Origin of the sequence: Rahnella sp. BIGb0236 (genome assembly GCF_004364755.1) — a bacterium.
GTDB lineage: Bacteria > Pseudomonadota > Gammaproteobacteria > Enterobacterales > Enterobacteriaceae > Rahnella > Rahnella victoriana.
On the sequence record NZ_SOAO01000011.1, the window covers coordinates 30,104 to 45,740 of the forward strand.

At 54.2% G+C, this 15,637-nt stretch carries 13 protein-coding genes and 1 tRNA gene; 3 read left to right on the top strand and 11 right to left on the bottom strand.

From position 1 onward, the window contains the following. Positions 1–20: 20 nt before the first annotated feature. From citE to EDF78_RS19200, 5 genes are read right to left on the bottom strand one after another with little or no spacing between them, the layout of a single operon-like run. On the bottom strand, positions 21–896 hold the full coding sequence (gene citE, locus EDF78_RS19180; RefSeq protein WP_133823684.1) for a citrate (pro-3S)-lyase subunit beta: 876 nt from the start codon (positions 894–896) through the stop codon (positions 21–23). Next, positions 893–1,183, bottom strand: coding sequence for a citrate lyase acyl carrier protein (gene citD / locus EDF78_RS19185; protein ID WP_015696741.1), 291 nt, complete (start codon positions 1,181–1,183; stop codon positions 893–895). Before citD ends, citE begins: the two co-directional genes overlap by 4 nt. A gap of 15 nt (positions 1,184–1,198) precedes the next feature. Beyond that, positions 1,199–2,293 carry a [citrate (pro-3S)-lyase] ligase gene (citC, locus tag EDF78_RS19190; RefSeq protein ID WP_133823685.1) on the bottom strand — a complete coding sequence of 365 codons (1,095 nt, stop codon included), beginning with the start codon at positions 2,291–2,293 and terminating at the stop codon, positions 1,199–1,201. Beyond that, positions 2,280–3,167 carry a fumarylacetoacetate hydrolase family protein gene (locus EDF78_RS19195; protein WP_131693214.1) on the bottom strand — a complete coding sequence of 296 codons (888 nt, stop codon included), beginning with the start codon at positions 3,165–3,167 and terminating at the stop codon, positions 2,280–2,282. The genes citC and EDF78_RS19195 overlap by 14 nt, the downstream gene beginning before the upstream one ends. A 38-nt stretch (positions 3,168–3,205) precedes the next feature. Beyond that, entirely contained in the window at positions 3,206–4,570 is a 1,365-nt protein-coding gene (locus EDF78_RS19200) for a 2-hydroxycarboxylate transporter family protein (protein WP_133823686.1), read from the bottom strand. 371 nt (positions 4,571–4,941) lie between these two features. Between EDF78_RS19200 and EDF78_RS19205 the strand changes: the two genes are divergently transcribed. Together EDF78_RS19205 and EDF78_RS19210 are read left to right on the top strand one after the other, a co-directional pair. After that, positions 4,942–6,558 (top strand): sensor histidine kinase, encoded by a 1,617-nt coding sequence (locus tag EDF78_RS19205; RefSeq protein ID WP_095925159.1) that lies wholly within the window; start codon positions 4,942–4,944, stop codon positions 6,556–6,558. Beyond that, positions 6,558–7,244 carry a response regulator gene (locus EDF78_RS19210; protein WP_166654478.1) on the top strand — a complete coding sequence of 229 codons (687 nt, stop codon included), beginning with the start codon at positions 6,558–6,560 and terminating at the stop codon, positions 7,242–7,244. Before EDF78_RS19205 ends, EDF78_RS19210 begins: the two co-directional genes overlap by 1 nt. Before the next feature lie 10 nt (positions 7,245–7,254). Here EDF78_RS19210 and EDF78_RS19215 read toward each other — a convergent pair whose 3' ends face one another. Together EDF78_RS19215 and EDF78_RS19220 are read right to left on the bottom strand one after the other, a co-directional pair. Beyond that, the gene (locus EDF78_RS19215) at positions 7,255–8,685 is read right to left on the bottom strand and encodes an EmmdR/YeeO family multidrug/toxin efflux MATE transporter (protein WP_133823688.1); all 1,431 of its coding nucleotides are present in this window, start codon (positions 8,683–8,685) and stop codon (positions 7,255–7,257) included. Between the two features lie 232 nt (positions 8,686–8,917). Next, a complete protein-coding gene (locus tag EDF78_RS19220; protein ID WP_279586836.1) occupies positions 8,918–10,402 on the bottom strand; it encodes an AMP nucleosidase in 1,485 nt (494 codons plus the stop codon). A 91-nt stretch (positions 10,403–10,493) separates the two neighbouring features. Here EDF78_RS19220 and EDF78_RS19225 point away from each other — a divergent pair, with 91 nt between their 5' ends. Next, a complete protein-coding gene (locus EDF78_RS19225; RefSeq protein WP_133823689.1) occupies positions 10,494–11,135 on the top strand; it encodes a glutathione S-transferase family protein in 642 nt (213 codons plus the stop codon). Between the two features lie 66 nt (positions 11,136–11,201). Here EDF78_RS19225 and shiA read toward each other — a convergent pair whose 3' ends face one another. From shiA to EDF78_RS19245, 4 genes are all read right to left on the bottom strand, one after another. Then, positions 11,202–12,521, bottom strand: coding sequence for a shikimate transporter (shiA, locus tag EDF78_RS19230; RefSeq protein WP_133823690.1), 1,320 nt, complete (start codon positions 12,519–12,521; stop codon positions 11,202–11,204). A 250-nt stretch (positions 12,522–12,771) separates the two neighbouring features. Beyond that, positions 12,772–13,908 (bottom strand): lysozyme inhibitor LprI family protein, encoded by a 1,137-nt coding sequence (locus tag EDF78_RS19235; protein ID WP_133823691.1) that lies wholly within the window; start codon positions 13,906–13,908, stop codon positions 12,772–12,774. Positions 13,909–14,033: 125 nt separating this feature from the next. After that, positions 14,034–14,109: transfer RNA gene (locus EDF78_RS19240), tRNA-Asn, on the bottom strand. Positions 14,110–14,259: 150 nt separating this feature from the next. Then, positions 14,260–15,468: a pyridoxal phosphate-dependent aminotransferase gene (locus EDF78_RS19245; RefSeq protein WP_133823692.1), complete on the bottom strand. Its 1,209-nt coding sequence runs from the start codon at positions 15,466–15,468 to the stop codon at positions 14,260–14,262. Between the last annotated feature and the right edge of the window lie 169 nt (positions 15,469–15,637).

Genomic DNA, 15,637 nt, shown 5'->3' on the forward strand with positions numbered 1-15,637 from the left:
TTCCTGTGCAAAATTGAGGGCTAGCGGCGCACGCCTGACGCGCTGGCGCGTTCAAGTACCACCTGTGCATGATTGATGATCGGGCCATCGATCATCTTGCCGTTCAGCGAAATCACGCCCAGACCGTTACGCTCACCTTCTTCAGCGGCAGCAATCACGCGGTGCGCGTAATCCACCTCTTCCTGTGTTGGCGCATAAGCGTTATGCAGCAGCTCAATCTGGCGCGGGTTGATCAGGGATTTGCCGTTGAAGCCCATTTTGCGGATCAGCTCGACTTCCCGCAGGAAACCGGCCTCGTCGTTGATGTCGGAATAAACCACATCGAAGGCATCGATACCGGCAGCGCGGGCGGCATGCAGCACGGCACAGCGGGCATAAAACAGCTCGGTGCCGTCGCCGCGCTCAGTTTGCATGTCCATCACGTAGTCGAAAGCCGCCAGCGCGATGCCGATCAGACGCGGTGAACAGCGGGCGATCGCCACGGCGTTAATCACGCCAATGGCCGATTCGATCGCCGCCATGATTTTGGTCGAACCGGGTTCACGACCGCAGTCTTTCTCGATGCGTTCGATATGTGCTTCCAGTTCAAAAATATCGTCCGGCGTATCGGTTTTGGGTAAGCGCACCACATCCACCCCGGCACGTACCACAGCCTCCAGATCTTTAAGGCCAAAGGGGGTGCTGAGCTGGTTGATGCGGACAACGGTTTCGATATCGCGATACATCGGATGCTGAAGGGCATGGAAAACCAGAATGCGTGCGGTGTCTTTTTCACGCAGCGAAACGGCATCTTCCAGATCGAACATGATGGAGTCCGGACGATAAATAAACGCAGTGGACAACATGGCGGCGCTGGCTCCCGGCAGGAACAGCATGCTGCGGCGCAGTTTTTTCATCGTAACGTCTCCCAGTTAATCTCTTCAGCCTGTGCCGCGCGCAGCACCGCACTTTGTACCCTGGCGCGGATCACACAATCGAGCGCGCCTTTATCTTCGATAATCAGTAAGCCTTCGGTCACGCCGAGGGCGGCGAGTGTCTCGCTGACCACGCTTCGGATCTGATCACCAAACTGTTTGATGACTTCGCTGTTGATCACCACATTCAGCTCACTGGCCGGGGCGATTTTGACCAGCAAATCGCTGGATTCAACCGTGCCTGCCAGCGCCTCCTTCACAATTTTCATTGGTTTTTCCTGCTGTTAACAAAGTGAGGGTGAAATAATACGTTCGTCGCCGTGTGCGGTTTCAGCGGGTGCACTGGCGAAATAATGTTGTTCGAGATGCGCATAGGTACCGGGCGGAACGATGTCGCGGATCCGTGCCAGTTGCTGTGTTTTGAGTAATGCACGCACCTCAGAGGCGGAAATGGCCCTGCCGCTGGCGTGACGTTTTCGCGGTAACTCGGTCACACTCAGGGGCGGCGACGCCGAGCGGGAAGGGGTTTCCAGCCAGTCATGCATATCGCAGTTGTACTGATGCGTGACCGGGCAGAAAGGCTCGCTGCCGACAAAACGATGGGTAATCCCCAGCGCCGGGGCGATGTACTGACGGAAAATCAGCAGATCCATCACGCTCCAGGCCTGATTGACCAGTCCGGCGTCCTTGAGGAAATAACCGGGGAAAGTCGCGCGGGAAATCAGATATTCCGAACCGGCATGCACCGTCACATTGGGAAGGTCTGCGACCCCCTGACGCACCATCTCCAGCCGTTCCTGAAACGGGAAATACGACACGTCTTCACTGACCACAAACACATGCAGCCAGTCGCAGGTCGCCGCCGCCTGTTCAGCCAGATAACGGTGACCAAGCGTAAACGGATTGGCATTCATCACTACCGCGCCGATACGCTGGCCGCGGTGATAATGGCGTTGCAACCCACGGCAATAATGGCTGATGCCTACCGGCGTGTTTTCCATCAGCACCGCCACCTGATCCCACTGCACCAGCGGATAAAACCCGCAGCCGCGAAAACGCTCAAGATTGGCGGGGCGGGTGTAGAGAAACAGATGGAAATGTCCGCCGGAGACCGCCAGATTTTCCACTTCGCCGAGCAGTCTGGCGCTGAGATTTTCACCGCGCCAGTCGGCGGCGACGGCCACACATTTGATGGTGTTGCTCACCAGTCCGGCGCATCCGACCAGCTGGTGGCCTGAACAGGCCACCACAAACTGCTCAATATCGTCATCCATGCCCAGCTGACTTTGTTGCAGCAGGGCGCGGATATCCTCCAGCATGCCTTGCGGCGGCTGGCTGACAGAGATGACGTGAAAGTCGGGCGTATTACGACTGAACATAAGCCGGGCTCAGCTGACGGTCGGTGGCAATCTTCATGTCTGCGGCGACAATCACATTGCTCAGATGGCCGATCTTTTCGATTTCCACTTCGATGCGGTCGCCGGGCTTCATAAACAGCGGTGGCACGCGTTTTTTCCCCACGCCCCCCGGAGAGCCGGTGATGATCACGTCACCGGCATGCAGCGTGGTAAAGGTGCTGATGTATTCAATCAGTTCAGCGACTTTGTGGATCATGCTGCGGGTGTTGTCTTCCTGCACCATGTTGCCGTTAAGCCACGTACGGATCGCCAGCGAGTGCGGATCCGGGATTTCATCGGCGGTGGTCATCCACGGCCCGAATGCGCCGGTCTGACGCCAGTTTTTACCGGCGGTAAACCAGGTGTGCTGCCAGTCACGGGCGGAACCGTCCATGTAGCAACTGTATCCGGCGACATGCGACAGGGCATCTTCGCGTGAGATATTTTCCCCGGCCGAACCGATGATCACCGCCAGTTCCCCCTCGTAATCAAACTCCACAGACCGGCTCGGTTTGATGACGGGAGAACCGTGGCCGGTTTGCGAGTCGGCAAAGCGCACGAACAAGGTTGGTGCCGGATTATGCTGGTCAAACTCTTTGCGTTTTTCGGCATAGTTCATGCCGACGCAGAGGATTTTTTCCGGATTCTGAATCACCGGCAGAAACGTCAGATCACTGAAATCGAGATCGACGGGCAGGGTAGCCAGTTCCTGAGCATGTGCCAGCCCGTTCCCCGCCAGCAGGGCTTTCAGATCCGGGTAAAGCTGTCCGAGATGACGACCCAGGTCGATCATGCCGTGCTCCGTTGCGATACCGTAGGACTTGCGCCCCTTATAGAGATAACTTGCCAGTTTCATAAAAATGTCCTGAATTTTAAAAAGGGTTGAACACGGCGTCAGGCAAGGAAGTTGCCGAGAACCAGCAGTGCAACCGAGACGTTGATCGCACCGCCGATACGGGTGGCGATCTGGGCAAACGGCATCAGCGACATACGGTTGCCCGCCGTCAGAATCGCCACGTCACCGGTTCCGCCCTGACCGCTCTGGCAGCAGGAGACGATGGCGACATCAATCGGGTGCATGCCGATTTTCTTACCGACGAAGAAGCCGGTGGCCACCAGCGCGCCGACGGTGCTGACAATGACCAGCAGATTAGAAAGGGTGAACGCGGCAACCAGTTCATTCCACGGGGTGATAGCCACACCGACGGCGAACAGGATCGGGTAGGTCACTGAGGTCTGGAAGAATTTGTAAACCACCTGAGAACCTTCGAGCAGGCGCGGAGAAACGCCATGCGCCAGTTTCAGGGCGACAGCCGCGAACAACATGCCGACCGGTGCAGGCAGGCCAATCAGTTTGTGCAACAGCATGCCGACCATGTACAGCAGCACGGCCAGCAGCGCACCGGCAGCGATGGTGGTGACATCGGTTTTACCGCCGGTACCGCTCAGCTTGCTGCTGTCTGCGGTGGCGTTTTTGGAGGACGGCATCAGCTGGCCTTCACCGGTCAGGTGCGGATAGCGTTTACCGAGTTGATTCAGTGAGCCTGAGATCACGATAGCCGTCAGACCGCCCAGCATCACAATAGGCAGAATGCGACCCAGTGCCACGCCCTGATCCATATGCAGTAATGTCGCATAGCCGATGGACAACGGAATGGCCCCTTCGCCTACGCCGCCCGCCATGATAGGCAGGATCAGGAAGAAGAAAATCTGGAAGGGTTCCATGCCCAGCGCCAGACCCACGCCCATCCCGGTTAACATGCCGATCACTTCACCGCACAGCATCGGGAAGAAGATGCGCATGAAGCCCTGAATCAGCACCTTGCGATCCATACTCATGATGCTGCCGACGATAATGCAGCAGATGTACAGATACAGAATGTTGGTGCTTTTATAGAACTTGGTGGTGGACTCGACCACTACATCGGGCAGCAGGCCGTAATAGACCAGCGCGGAAGGAATGAAAGTGGCGCAAATCGCCGCCGCCCCCATTTTGCCGATGAACGGCAGACGCTTGCCGAACTCGCCGCAGGCGAAGCCGAAGAACGCCAGCGTGGCGACCATCACCACGATATCGCTGGGCAGTTTGCCGTCGAGACAGTCAATGGCAATCAGCAATCCCGCCATGGCAAACAGCGGTAACGGAATAATGCCAATTTTCCAGGTATCGAGAATGTGCCACCATTTTTCTTTTAATGAGAGCTGTTTTGCGGAGGAAGAGGCCGCGGGAACAGAATAGGTGTCGTCGGTTGTACTCATGATGAATCCCCTGTGTCAATTTGTGCAGGGAGTGTAAGAGAGATAATTGCCGCTATTATGTGAGGTGCCGCAAATTAGAAACGGTATTTTAAAGGAGTGAAAGGTTTTAATGGTTTTAATTGATTTCAGACGTCGGCGTGAAATTATTTTACCGTGGTTTTTATGGTGTTATTTGTAATTATAATATTACTGTTAATTTATGGTGAAAAAGCTGTTGTGGATTTTGTTGTGCCTGCGAAATCGCTTGCTGTGCCTGCGATTGTTCTGCGGCACATCTCGCAACTTTCAGTGTTCCTTCTGACGGAAATACTGCCGGATGATAAAGTGCACACAGGGTTTATTAATATCACTGCCTAATAATGAGTGTTCAGATGCGTTTCCGGCCTTCTTTTCAGATAAAGCTTTTTCTTTATCTCATGGTGTTATTTATGGCGCTGTTTTCCATTGTGGGGGTTTATTACTATCAGGATATTCAGCGGCAGTTATATGAAGATATGGGAATTCGTGCAAAAGTTCAGGCGGAAGAAATTGCACTTATTCCCTCTTTAATCTCGGCAGTGGAAAATAAGGATATTACGGAAATTAATAGTTTGATGAGGAATATCTCTGCCCGCAGCGACGCCAGTTATATGGTCATTGGTGACGGCAAGGCAATGCATCTGTTTCATTCCATTTATGCCGACCGGGTCGGTACCACGCTGGTCGGCGGTGATAACGAAGAAGTGCTGGCGGGTAAAAGCACGACTACCATCCGGCTGGGCGGTATCGGGCTGTCGCTGCGCAGTAAAGCGCCGATCCGTAATGCTGAAGGTCAGGTGATCGGCATCGTGTCTGTCGGTTATCTCACCAGCCACATTAATAATCTGACGCTTGAGAAAGTGATCAGCATTCTGCTGGCGGCCGCCATGCTGTTACTGGCGCTGTTCACCTTCTCATGGTTTTTTTCGCGCTCAATCAAAAAACAGATGTTCTCGCTGGAGCCACGCGAAATCGGCCTGCTGGTGAGACAGCAAAAAGCCCTGATGGAATCGATCTACGAAGGGGTGATCGCCATTGACGATCAGTTTCGTGTTGCGGTGATCAATCAGGCGGCTAAAAAATTGCTCGGTCTGGATGCACCATCCCGTGAACTGCGCGGCCTGCCACTTCAGCAGGTCATCGCACCGGTCAGTTTCTTTGACCCGCAGGTGATGCTGGAAAAAGACATCCACGATGAGATCTGCCTGTTCAACAGCCTGACGGTGATCGCCAGCCGTGTACGGATTATGTTGGAAAATGAGCTGCAGGGCTGGGTGATTACCTTCCGCGATTGCAGCGACATTGACCGGCTCAGTATTCAGCTCAGTCAGGTGCAGCGTTATGCCGATAACCTGCGCGTCATGCGCCATGAGCAACTTAACTGGACGGCGACGCTGGCGGGGTTGCTGCACATGGGACGCTATGACGAGGCGATCCGCTACATCGAAGCGCAGTCAGAAGGGGCGCAGGAGTTACTGGATTTCGTCTCGGCACGCTTTTGCTCGCCAAGGCTGTGCGGACTGTTGCTCGGTAAATACGCCCGTGCGCGGGAAAAAGGCGTTGAACTGGCTTTTGACCCGGCCTGTGAGTTAACCCGGTTGCCTGTAGCACTCAGTGAAACCGAGCTGATGTCGATTATCGGCAACCTGCTGGATAACGCCATCGAAGCCACATTGTTGCGGGGTCATGATGCGGGGCCGGTTGAGGTCTATATCGCTTCCGGCGCGAGTGAGCTGGTGATTGAAGTCGCTGACCATGGCATCGGAATCGCACAGGAGCGGCGGGAACAGATTTTCACGCTGGGCGTGACCTCCAAGTCGCAGGGCGATCACGGGCTGGGGCTGCATCTGGTGGCCAGCTATGTCAGCCACGCGGGTGGCTTTATTGAAGTTTCGGATAACCCGCCGACCGGCGCGGTGTTTTCGGTCTTTATCCCGGACAACGTCACGGAATTTGAAGAGAGTAAATGATGCAAGCCGAAATGATTGACGTAATGATTGTGGAAGATGAAAACCAGCTGGCCCGGCTGTATGCCGAGCTTATTGATAATCACCGCTGGCTGCGGCTGGTCGGCGTCGCGTCCACATTGCGGGAAGCAAAGGCGCTGATCGAAGAAAAGCGTCCACAGTTATTACTGCTGGATAATTATCTGCCGGACGGACAGGGGATTTCGCTGATTGAACACGATCTGTTTAAGAAGGCTCACTGCTCGGTCATTTTCATTACGGCGGCCAGTGATATGCACACCTGTAGTCAGGCGATCCGCTGTGGTGCTTTTGATTACATTCTTAAACCGGTGTCATGGAACCGCCTCCAGCAATCGCTGGATCGCTTTATTCAGTTCAGCCAGACCCAGCGGGCATGGAAAGTGGTGGATCAGCAGAACGTAGACAGCCTGTATCAGCTTCAGGCAAAAGATTTCACGCCGAAAGCGGGAAACAAAGGCATTGAAGAAAACACGCTGAATCTGGTGGAAGGCATCTTCTTACAGGGAGAACCACGCTGTTATTCGGTGGATGAAGTGGTCAGTGAAACGAAGCTGAGTAAAACGACGGCACGCCGTTATCTCGAGCATTGTGTGCAGAAAGGGGATTTGCGGGTAGAAATGCTCTACGGCAAGATCGGCCATCCCCGCCGGATGTACCGGCGGGCGTAACCGCAAAAGATTATTCTGTCTTTTTGGCTCTCGGGTATTTCCACAACCAGCGGCCACTGGCCATTCGCCAGTAGAAGAACAGGCCGCGCACGATCCAGTCGAGGAACATGCCGAGCCAGATGCCGACCACGCCGAAGCCCAGAACAATGCCAAGGAAATAGCCCACCACGATGCGACAACCCCACATGCCGAGCATCGACACATACATGGTAAAGCGTGCGTCGCGCGCGCCTTTCAGGCCTGCCGGCAACACCCACGACGCGGCCCAGAATGGCATGAAGGCGGCATTCAGCCAGATCAGGATTTTGACGACGTCAATAACGTCCTGTTCATTGGTATAAAACCGTGCCAGTAGCCCGGCAAAGGGCACAGAAAGGAACGCCAGCACGCACAGCCCGAAGGTGGACAGCCAGAAAATATGCCGCAACTGACGCTCGGATTGCGCAATTTGTCCTTTACCCAGACGGGTTCCGACGATAATGGTCGATGCCGACCCCAGCGCGTTGCCTGGCAGGTTAATCAGTGCCGCAATGGAGAAGGCAATAAAGTTACCGGCGATGACATTGGTGCCCATGCCTGCGACAAAAACCTGTGTCAGGAGTTTACCGCCGTTAAACAGCACGGATTCGATACTGGCAGGAATACCAATGCCTAATACTTCACGCAGAATATTGGTATTGAGTGGCAGGAAGTAGCTTTTGAGCGAGATTTTCAGCGACGGATTGAACCCCACCATCAGCACAAAAATAACCGCGAGCGCGCCGATATAGCGGGCAATGGTCAGCCCCAGACCGGCACCGATAAAGCCCAGCCCGTGCCAGCCGAAACAGCCGTAGATCAATACGCTGCTGATCATCAGATTGAGGATGTTCATGCCGCCATTGAGCAGCATCGGGATCTTGGTGTTACCGGCACCGCGCAGGGCGCCGGAACCGATCAGCGCAATCGCTGCCGCGGGATAGCTCCAGCTGCTCATTTGCAGGTACGACAGCGCCAGTTCTTTCACTTCAGGTTCTGCATTGCCCGCGATCATGTCGATGATCACATGCCCGGAAAATTGCAAAAGTATCGCCAGCAGTACGGCAAACACCGTCATGATTGCCAGAGACTGGCGGGCGGCGGCGCGGGCGCGCTCATGATCGAGTTTTCCGAGGCTGAACGCCACCACCACCGTGGTACCGAGATCGACCGCCGCGAAGAAGGAAATCACCACCATGTTAAAACTGTCGGCAAGCCCTACGCCCGCCATCGCTTCCTTACCCAGCCAGCTGACCAGAAACGTGCTGAGCACCCCCATCAGCAGGACGCAGGCATTCTCGAAGAAGATAGGGACGGCGAGGGGCGTAATCTCACGCCAGAACAAGGTACGGTAAGAACGCCTTTTCAGATACCAGGGCGTGCGCTCGATGGCTTTGCGCAAAGAGACGATGACGTTTTGCAAGAGAGTTCCAGGGTGGCAGAAAGTAGAACAGCGTTTTAATTTATGATGGTAAAAGACTGTGCAATATGCAAAGTCTTTTTTTGGAAATCCTTAATTCCCCGTCATATTTCGTGCCGCAGATGCGTTGGCTGCGTTTAATAACCCGAGTCACTTACTTAATGTAAGCTCATCGGGATTATCAAACTTGCCGCCTGCCTGCAACACGAACTATTTAGGGGAGCCAGAGTGGTTATCAACGGAACGGCGGTTCATTAAACGTGCGCAATTTGCGTGAATGCAGATGATCGCCCTCGGCGCGTAACAGGTCGATGGCGCAGATACCGATTTGCAGATGTTCTGAGATTGCGCCTTCGTAGAATTTATTCGCCTGACCCGGCAGCTTGATTTCGCCATGCAGCGGTTTATCCGACACGCAAAGCAGTGTCCCGTAAGGCACCCGGAAACGGTAACCCTGCGCGGCGATGGTGGCGCTTTCCATATCGACTGCGACGGCGCGGCTGAGGTTAAAACGCAGCGCCGACGCGGCATAGCGCAATTCCCAGTTGCGGTCATCGGTGGTGACCACCGTCCCGGTTCGCAGCCGTTGTTTGACCTGTTCACCGGGCATACCGCTCATCATTTTGGTGGCGTCGTACAGCGCACGCTGCACTTCGGCAATGCTCGGAATAGGGATATCCGGCGGCAACACCGCATCCAGTACATGATCGTCACGCAGATAGGCGTGCGCCAGTACGTAATCGCCGATCGACTGCGTTTCGCGCAATCCGCCGCAGTGACCAATCATCAGCCAGACATGCGGGCGCAGTACCGCCAGATGATCACAGATGGTTTTGGCATTTGCCGGACCGACCCCGATATTGACCAGCGTAATCCCCGTACCGTCGCGGGCAATCAGATGATAGGCGGGCATCTGGTGTTTTTTCCAGGCCAGATCGGACACCGCCTGCTCAGGATTCTGCGTTTCCGCCGTGATGAACACGCTGCCCGCACAAGCCAGTGCCTCATACGGACTTTCCGGATCGGCAATCTGCGCGCAGGCCCAGCTGACAAATTCATCGACGTAGCGGGTGTAGTTGGTGAACAGTACATAGGGCTGAAAATGTTCGATCAGCGTGCCGGTGTAATGGCGCAGGCGTGCCAGCGAGAAGTCGGCGCGCAGTGCGTTGAAATGTGACAGCGGGAAGATGTCGCCGGGATAATGCAGGCCATCCGCCGTTTCATCGCCAATTTGCGACAGTTCCGTGGTCGGAAAATGCTTCGCCAGCCCCGCGCTCATCGAACGGTCCAGCATCAGGTCCGAGCCGTCAATCACGTACGAATAGGGGATTTCCTGCTGAGACGGCACCACTTCAATCACGGCGTCGTATTCCTCTTCCAGCAGGGAAAGTTGTTCCAGCAGGTAATGGCGGAACAGCTCCGGATGCGTGATGGTATTGGCATAACGTCCGGGATGAGAGAAGCGGCCATAGGCTCGGGTCGGGTTTTTGGCGGGCGTTACGCCGTCCCAGCTGACCCGCAGTTCGGGATAAACAAACAGCCCGGCGGCACGCGCGGCAATATCCGGCAGCGTTCCCTGAACGATGAAATCTTTAATCGCATCCCGCAGGGCGGCTACCGAGTTGGTATACATCTCTTCGAGCTTCTCAATCGCCTGTGAAGCGGTGAGGGACTTGTTATCCATACGCTTTTCCTTGGTTCTTCGTTTATCATCATTCACTCTAAATATGGCTTGTCTGACCGGCGTCGCCAATGTTTTATTAGGATAGAAAAGCCGGATGGCGCTTTTATGAACGAACAGGAGAAAGCAGATGATCCGGGTATGGGGCAGAAAAACATCGTCAAATGTTCAGGCACTGATGTGGTGTATCGGCGAGTTAGGGCTGGAGTACGAGCGGTTTGATATCGGGCACAAATACGGTGGCAATGACACGCCGGAATTTCTGGCGATGAACCCCAATGGCACGGTGCCGGTGCTCCGCGATGGCGAAGGCAGTCCGTTGTGGGAAACCGGTGCCATTCTGCGTTATCTGGCAGGAAAATACGGCGCGGATGAATTCTGGCCAAAAGACGCGGAGCGCCGGGCGGAAATCGATAAGTGGACTGAATGGGCAAAAATCGGTGTGGCGATGAATTTCACCGCGCCGGTGTTCTGGATGGTGGTGAGAACGGCGGCGAAAGATCAGGATCATCAGGCATTAGAAAAATCATTGCAGAACCTGAATAAGAAACTGGCGATTGCCGAGGCGCAGATAGCCAGGCATGGCTATCTTGCCGGAAGTACATTCTCACTGGCCGATATACAGTTTGGTCACAGTCTGTACCGCTACTTTGATATTGCGATTGAACGGCCTTCGTATCCGGCAATCGAACACTATTATGAAAAGCTCAAACTACGCCCGGCGTTTGCGGAACATGTGATGGTGTCTTATGACGAGTTGCGGGTGGTGTAACCCTGTCTGAAATGTCAGAAAGCCCGCTTAAAACCGATTAAGCGGGCTTTTTTAATGGTCTGCGGCTCAGTGTGGCTGAGGCGTTTTCATCAACATTGCCGTGAGGGCGGAGAGCAAACAGCCCGCCATCAGATAAATGGCGACGGAATGCCATTCACCGCCGGAGAAGTTCAACAATGCGGCGGCAATAAACGGAGTAAATCCACCGCCGACAACGCTGGCGACCTGATAACCCACACCGGCTCCGCTGTAGCGGTAACCCGCGCCAAACATTTCCGTAAACATCGGTTGCTGGACGCATACCACCATATCGTGGGCGATATTCGCCAGCAGCAGCGAGAAGATCACCACGCCGACAATGGAACGGGCTTCGAGCGCCATAAAGAACGGGAAGGCACTGAGTGCGCCAACTAATGCGCCGGTAATATAGATGCGGCGACGCCCGAAACGATCCGCCAGCCAGGCAAACAAGGGAATGGTCAGGCAACTGATACCACCGACCAGCAGCCCGATATTCAGAAACAGTTCCCGCGACAGCCCGAGGTTATGCGTCGAGTAGTTAAGCGCGAACGCGGTGACAATGTACATCGTCAGCAATTCGCACAGGCGCAGAAGGATGATTTTCAAAAATGCGCCGGGATGGCGAATCAGGGCTTCGAATACCGGTAAACGTTTTTTCGCCTCTTTAGGCAGCTGTTCCTGAGCACGTTCAAACTCGACTGATTCTTCCATGCCGTTACGCACCCACAGTGCGCCCAGCACCAGCACCACGCTGAACAAAAACGGTAAACGCCAGCCCCAGTTCAGGAACTGCGCGTCGGTGGTCAGGCTGCTTATCAGGGACACCAGTCCGGTCGCGAGCAACAACCCGACGCCATATCCCATCTGGATCCCGCTGCTGTAGAACGCCTTTTTACCCGCAGGCGCACTTTCCACGGCCAGCAACGCCGCGCCACCCCATTCGCCGCCTACGGCAAATCCCTGAATGGCACGTAAGGTGACCAGCAGCGCCGGCGCCCACCAGCCAATCGCCGCGAAAGAGGGAAGAATGCCAATACACGCGGTGGCAATGCCCATGATCCAGACGGTCATCATCAGCATCCGTTTACGTCCCAGACGATCGCCGAAATGACCAAAGACAATGCCGCCCAGCGGACGGAATAAAAAGCCAACGCCAAAGGTGGCAAATGCTGCGAGGGTGCCCATTGCCGGGTCGATTTGCGGGAAAAATTCGCTGTTAAAAACCAGTGCCGCAGTGATGCCGTAGAGCAAAAAATCGAACCAGTCGACCACGGCGCCGACGAAGCTTCCCCAGGCGGCGCGGCGGGCGCGATTAAATGAAGGTATCTCCTCATCGGGGCGGGGGGTAGCGAGCGTGGAGTCCATAATTTTCCTGTCAGTTTCTCAAATTTCTGGAATTTCTTGTTATTAAATCCGCTGGAAGGGCGCGCATGTTGCGTGACGCAAAGATAAAACCGCTACTGAGACTACAGCGTCAAGGGGCGGGTGAAAACGCTTTTGCAACGTGAAAGGGTAATTTAATGCGGGGAAAGGTGAGTATGGCGGGCAACAAAAGCAAAAAGCCCGCTTAAGTTTCCTTAAGCGGACCTGAGTCAAACCCATCACTGACTGAAGATCAATTCGTGACTTTCACGACACCGTATTTGGACGCCTGATCCTGATAGACCACAGTTCCGTCGCTATTCTTGATGATTTTGACCGTCAGGACATCATTATCCATGCTGTTCTGTGCGAATAAGGTGAAATTCTCGGTAAGCTTTATATGCAGTCCGTCAGAATAGGCTTCACCGGCCTGACTGGGATAATTCCCGCTGTTCATATTATAAAGCGTAGTGATGTGGTTATTGGTGACCTTTAAGTCGCTGTCGTTAAAGCAATTATCGACATATCCAGCCGATGTCACCGGGCCGCAGGTTATAATGGCGGTGAAGCCATTTTTATATTTTTCCTCTTCGGCGATGTGATATTTAGCGGCTTTGATATTTTGGTCAGCCAGCGGACTGCCGTTTTGTTTCGCTTTTTCATACCACGCGAGCGATTGTTGGTAGTCTTTCTCCACGCCGATACCGTTGGCGTAATCATAGCCCAGATCGATTTGTGCATTGGCATCATTGGCTTCGGCTGCCTGGCGGGTCAGCGATAACCCTTTACTGACATCCTGTGTAACACCTTTGCCATATGTGTAAAGGAAACCCAGTCGCTGAATTGCCGAAGTATTTTTATTTTCAGCAGACTTTTCCAGCCAGGTGATGGCTTCGCGTTTCTGCTGCGCATCGCCTTCACTTAGCTTTATCCCCCATTCCACCTGTGCTTGCGGATCTCCGGCTTCAGCTTTGAGTTGAAGATCGGATTTGACGGGCGCTGGTGGGAGAGTCGTGGTGGCAGGATGTTGCGAAACTTCCGTGATTGCGGCTGTTTGCTGTGTTGTGGGCTGTGCCGTATCGCCTAAAAGTGTATGCAAATCCAGTATTCGAGCCTGATAGGCTGACTGCAGCGTCTGGATCGTAGTGGCTTTGCCGCGGACGTCCTTCAGCCATGACAGCTGAGATTTACGCAACAGAGCTTTGTTTTGTGGCTGCTGCTCAAGCACCTGACCATACAATTTGCTGAGTTGGGAATCCATGTCGGAAAGAGAAGGCGTTGAACAAATGGTCAGTTCAATAAATCCAGATGCTTTCTCACAATCAAATGAAGCCCCGTACGCCAGTGGTGTCAAACCACAAAGCAGTCCTGCTAACCATGCACTCTTCATTGCAGCCTCTTTTTCAATCCAAATGAAAGATATCGGCCTGAAAGCAGGGGACTTTAGCGATAAAGTGGTATTAAGCACAAAAGCAAAAAGCCCGCTTAAGTTTCCTTAAGCGGGCTTCTCTAATATGGCTCCTCTGACTGGACTCGAACCAGTGACATACGGATTAACAGTCCGCCGTTCTACCGACTGAACTACAGAGGAATCGTGTGAACGGGGCGAATAATAGCGAGTGCCCCGTGGCATGTCAAAGGGGAAACTGCATAAATGCGTGCGTTTGCTGATACTTTAGTCAAGTTGTTGAGAATAGAGTCAAAATGGCCTGTTTCCGGCATCAGACAGGCCTTTTCAGCATTAACGCAGTTCACGGCACGCGCGGCTGATCCGCGTGCAGGCTTCCTGTAAACGGCTGTCATCAATGGCGTAGGCAATGCGTAAATACCCCGGTGCGCCAAACGCAGAACCCTGAAGGGTGGCGACATGGGCCGATTTCAGCAGATAAGCCGCAAAATCTTCATCAGTGTGAATGATGTCACCGGAAGGCGTGGTTTTGCCTGTCATGCCCTGGCAGTTGGCGAACACGTAAAATGCCCCCGGCGGCACTTGCGCACTCAGGCCATCAACGTCATTGATGCAATCCATAATCAGGGTACGGCGGCGGGTCAGGATCTCGATCCATTCGGTGATGAATTCGCTGCCCTGTTCCAGCGCGGCCACGGTCGCTGCCTGAGAAATCGAGCTGGGGTTGGACGTACTTTGCGACTGCAAAATTTGCATCGCTGAAATCAGCCACGCCGGACCGCCCGCATAACCCAGACGCCAGCCTGTCATCGAATAGCCTTTGGATACGCCGTTGATGGTCAGGAGCCGGTCTTTCAGACGCGGTTCGGCTTCCGCCAGTGTGGCGAACGTGCCGGGCACGAAACAGATCTGCTCATAAATATCGTCTGCCATCACCAGCACATGGGGATGGTCCAGCAGAACGGCGGCCAGCGCGCGGAGTTCGTCGGCGGAATATACGGCGCCGGTCGGGTTGTTAGGGGAATTGAGGATCACCCAGCGGGTCTTCGGGGTGATCGCCGCGGCCAGATCTTCAGGCTGCAACTTCCAGCCATGAGTTTCCAGACAGGCAACCTTCTTCGATTCGCCTTCTGCGAGCGTCACCATATCCGGATAAGACACCCAGTAGGGCGCAGGAATAATCACCTCATCGCCCGCCGAAACGGTGGCTAAAAGTGCATTGAAGATCAACTGCTTGGCACCGCTGCCTGCAATGACTTCCTCCGGACGGTAGCTGATCCTGTTTTCGCGATTAAACTTAGAGATGATGGCCTGTTTGAGCGCGGCGGTACCGGCAACGGCGGTGTATTTTGTGTCACCTTGTACAATCGCGTCGATGCCTGCCTGCTTAATATGCTCAGGCGTGTCGAAATCCAGTTCACCTTCGCCAAGGTTAATGACATCAGTCCCTTCCGCGCTCAGCGCGCGAACCTGGTCGGAAATCGCCGCAGTCGGCGAAGGGCGCACGCGGCGTAAACGCGGTGCAAGAAATTCAGCAGACATTGTTTCCCCTGTTTGAACAATAACAAAATTGTATTATGTGAATCATTAAAACCAATTTAAACTTACCATTCTTCTTTTTGCTTTGCTCATAATTTCTTCGTGCTGAGCAGGATTTTACCGGCGGAAATGGCCGGGTAGCCCGTTTTACTGACCTGCTGTCAGCGGCTTA

What these genes read in the sequence shown, in the direction of transcription:
- citE (WP_133823684.1), bottom strand. Translation starts at nt 896, where the DNA reads ATGAAAAAACTGCGCCGCAGCATGCTGTTCCTGCCGGGAGCCAGCGCC.
- citD (WP_015696741.1), bottom strand. Translation starts at nt 1,183, where the DNA reads ATGAAAATTGTGAAGGAGGCGCTGGCAGGCACGGTTGAATCCAGCGAT.
- citC (WP_133823685.1), bottom strand. Translation starts at nt 2,293, where the DNA reads ATGTTCAGTCGTAATACGCCCGACTTTCACGTCATCTCTGTCAGCCAG.
- EDF78_RS19195 (WP_131693214.1), bottom strand. Translation starts at nt 3,167, where the DNA reads ATGAAACTGGCAAGTTATCTCTATAAGGGGCGCAAGTCCTACGGTATC.
- EDF78_RS19200 (WP_133823686.1), bottom strand. Translation starts at nt 4,570, where the DNA reads ATGAGTACAACCGACGACACCTATTCTGTTCCCGCGGCCTCTTCCTCC.
- EDF78_RS19205 (WP_095925159.1), top strand. Translation starts at nt 4,942, where the DNA reads ATGCGTTTCCGGCCTTCTTTTCAGATAAAGCTTTTTCTTTATCTCATG.
- EDF78_RS19210 (WP_166654478.1), top strand. Translation starts at nt 6,558, where the DNA reads ATGCAAGCCGAAATGATTGACGTAATGATTGTGGAAGATGAAAACCAG.
- EDF78_RS19225 (WP_133823689.1), top strand. Translation starts at nt 10,494, where the DNA reads ATGATCCGGGTATGGGGCAGAAAAACATCGTCAAATGTTCAGGCACTG.
- shiA (WP_133823690.1), bottom strand. Translation starts at nt 12,521, where the DNA reads ATGGACTCCACGCTCGCTACCCCCCGCCCCGATGAGGAGATACCTTCA.
- EDF78_RS19235 (WP_133823691.1), bottom strand. Translation starts at nt 13,908, where the DNA reads ATGAAGAGTGCATGGTTAGCAGGACTGCTTTGTGGTTTGACACCACTG.
- EDF78_RS19245 (WP_133823692.1), bottom strand. Translation starts at nt 15,468, where the DNA reads ATGTCTGCTGAATTTCTTGCACCGCGTTTACGCCGCGTGCGCCCTTCG.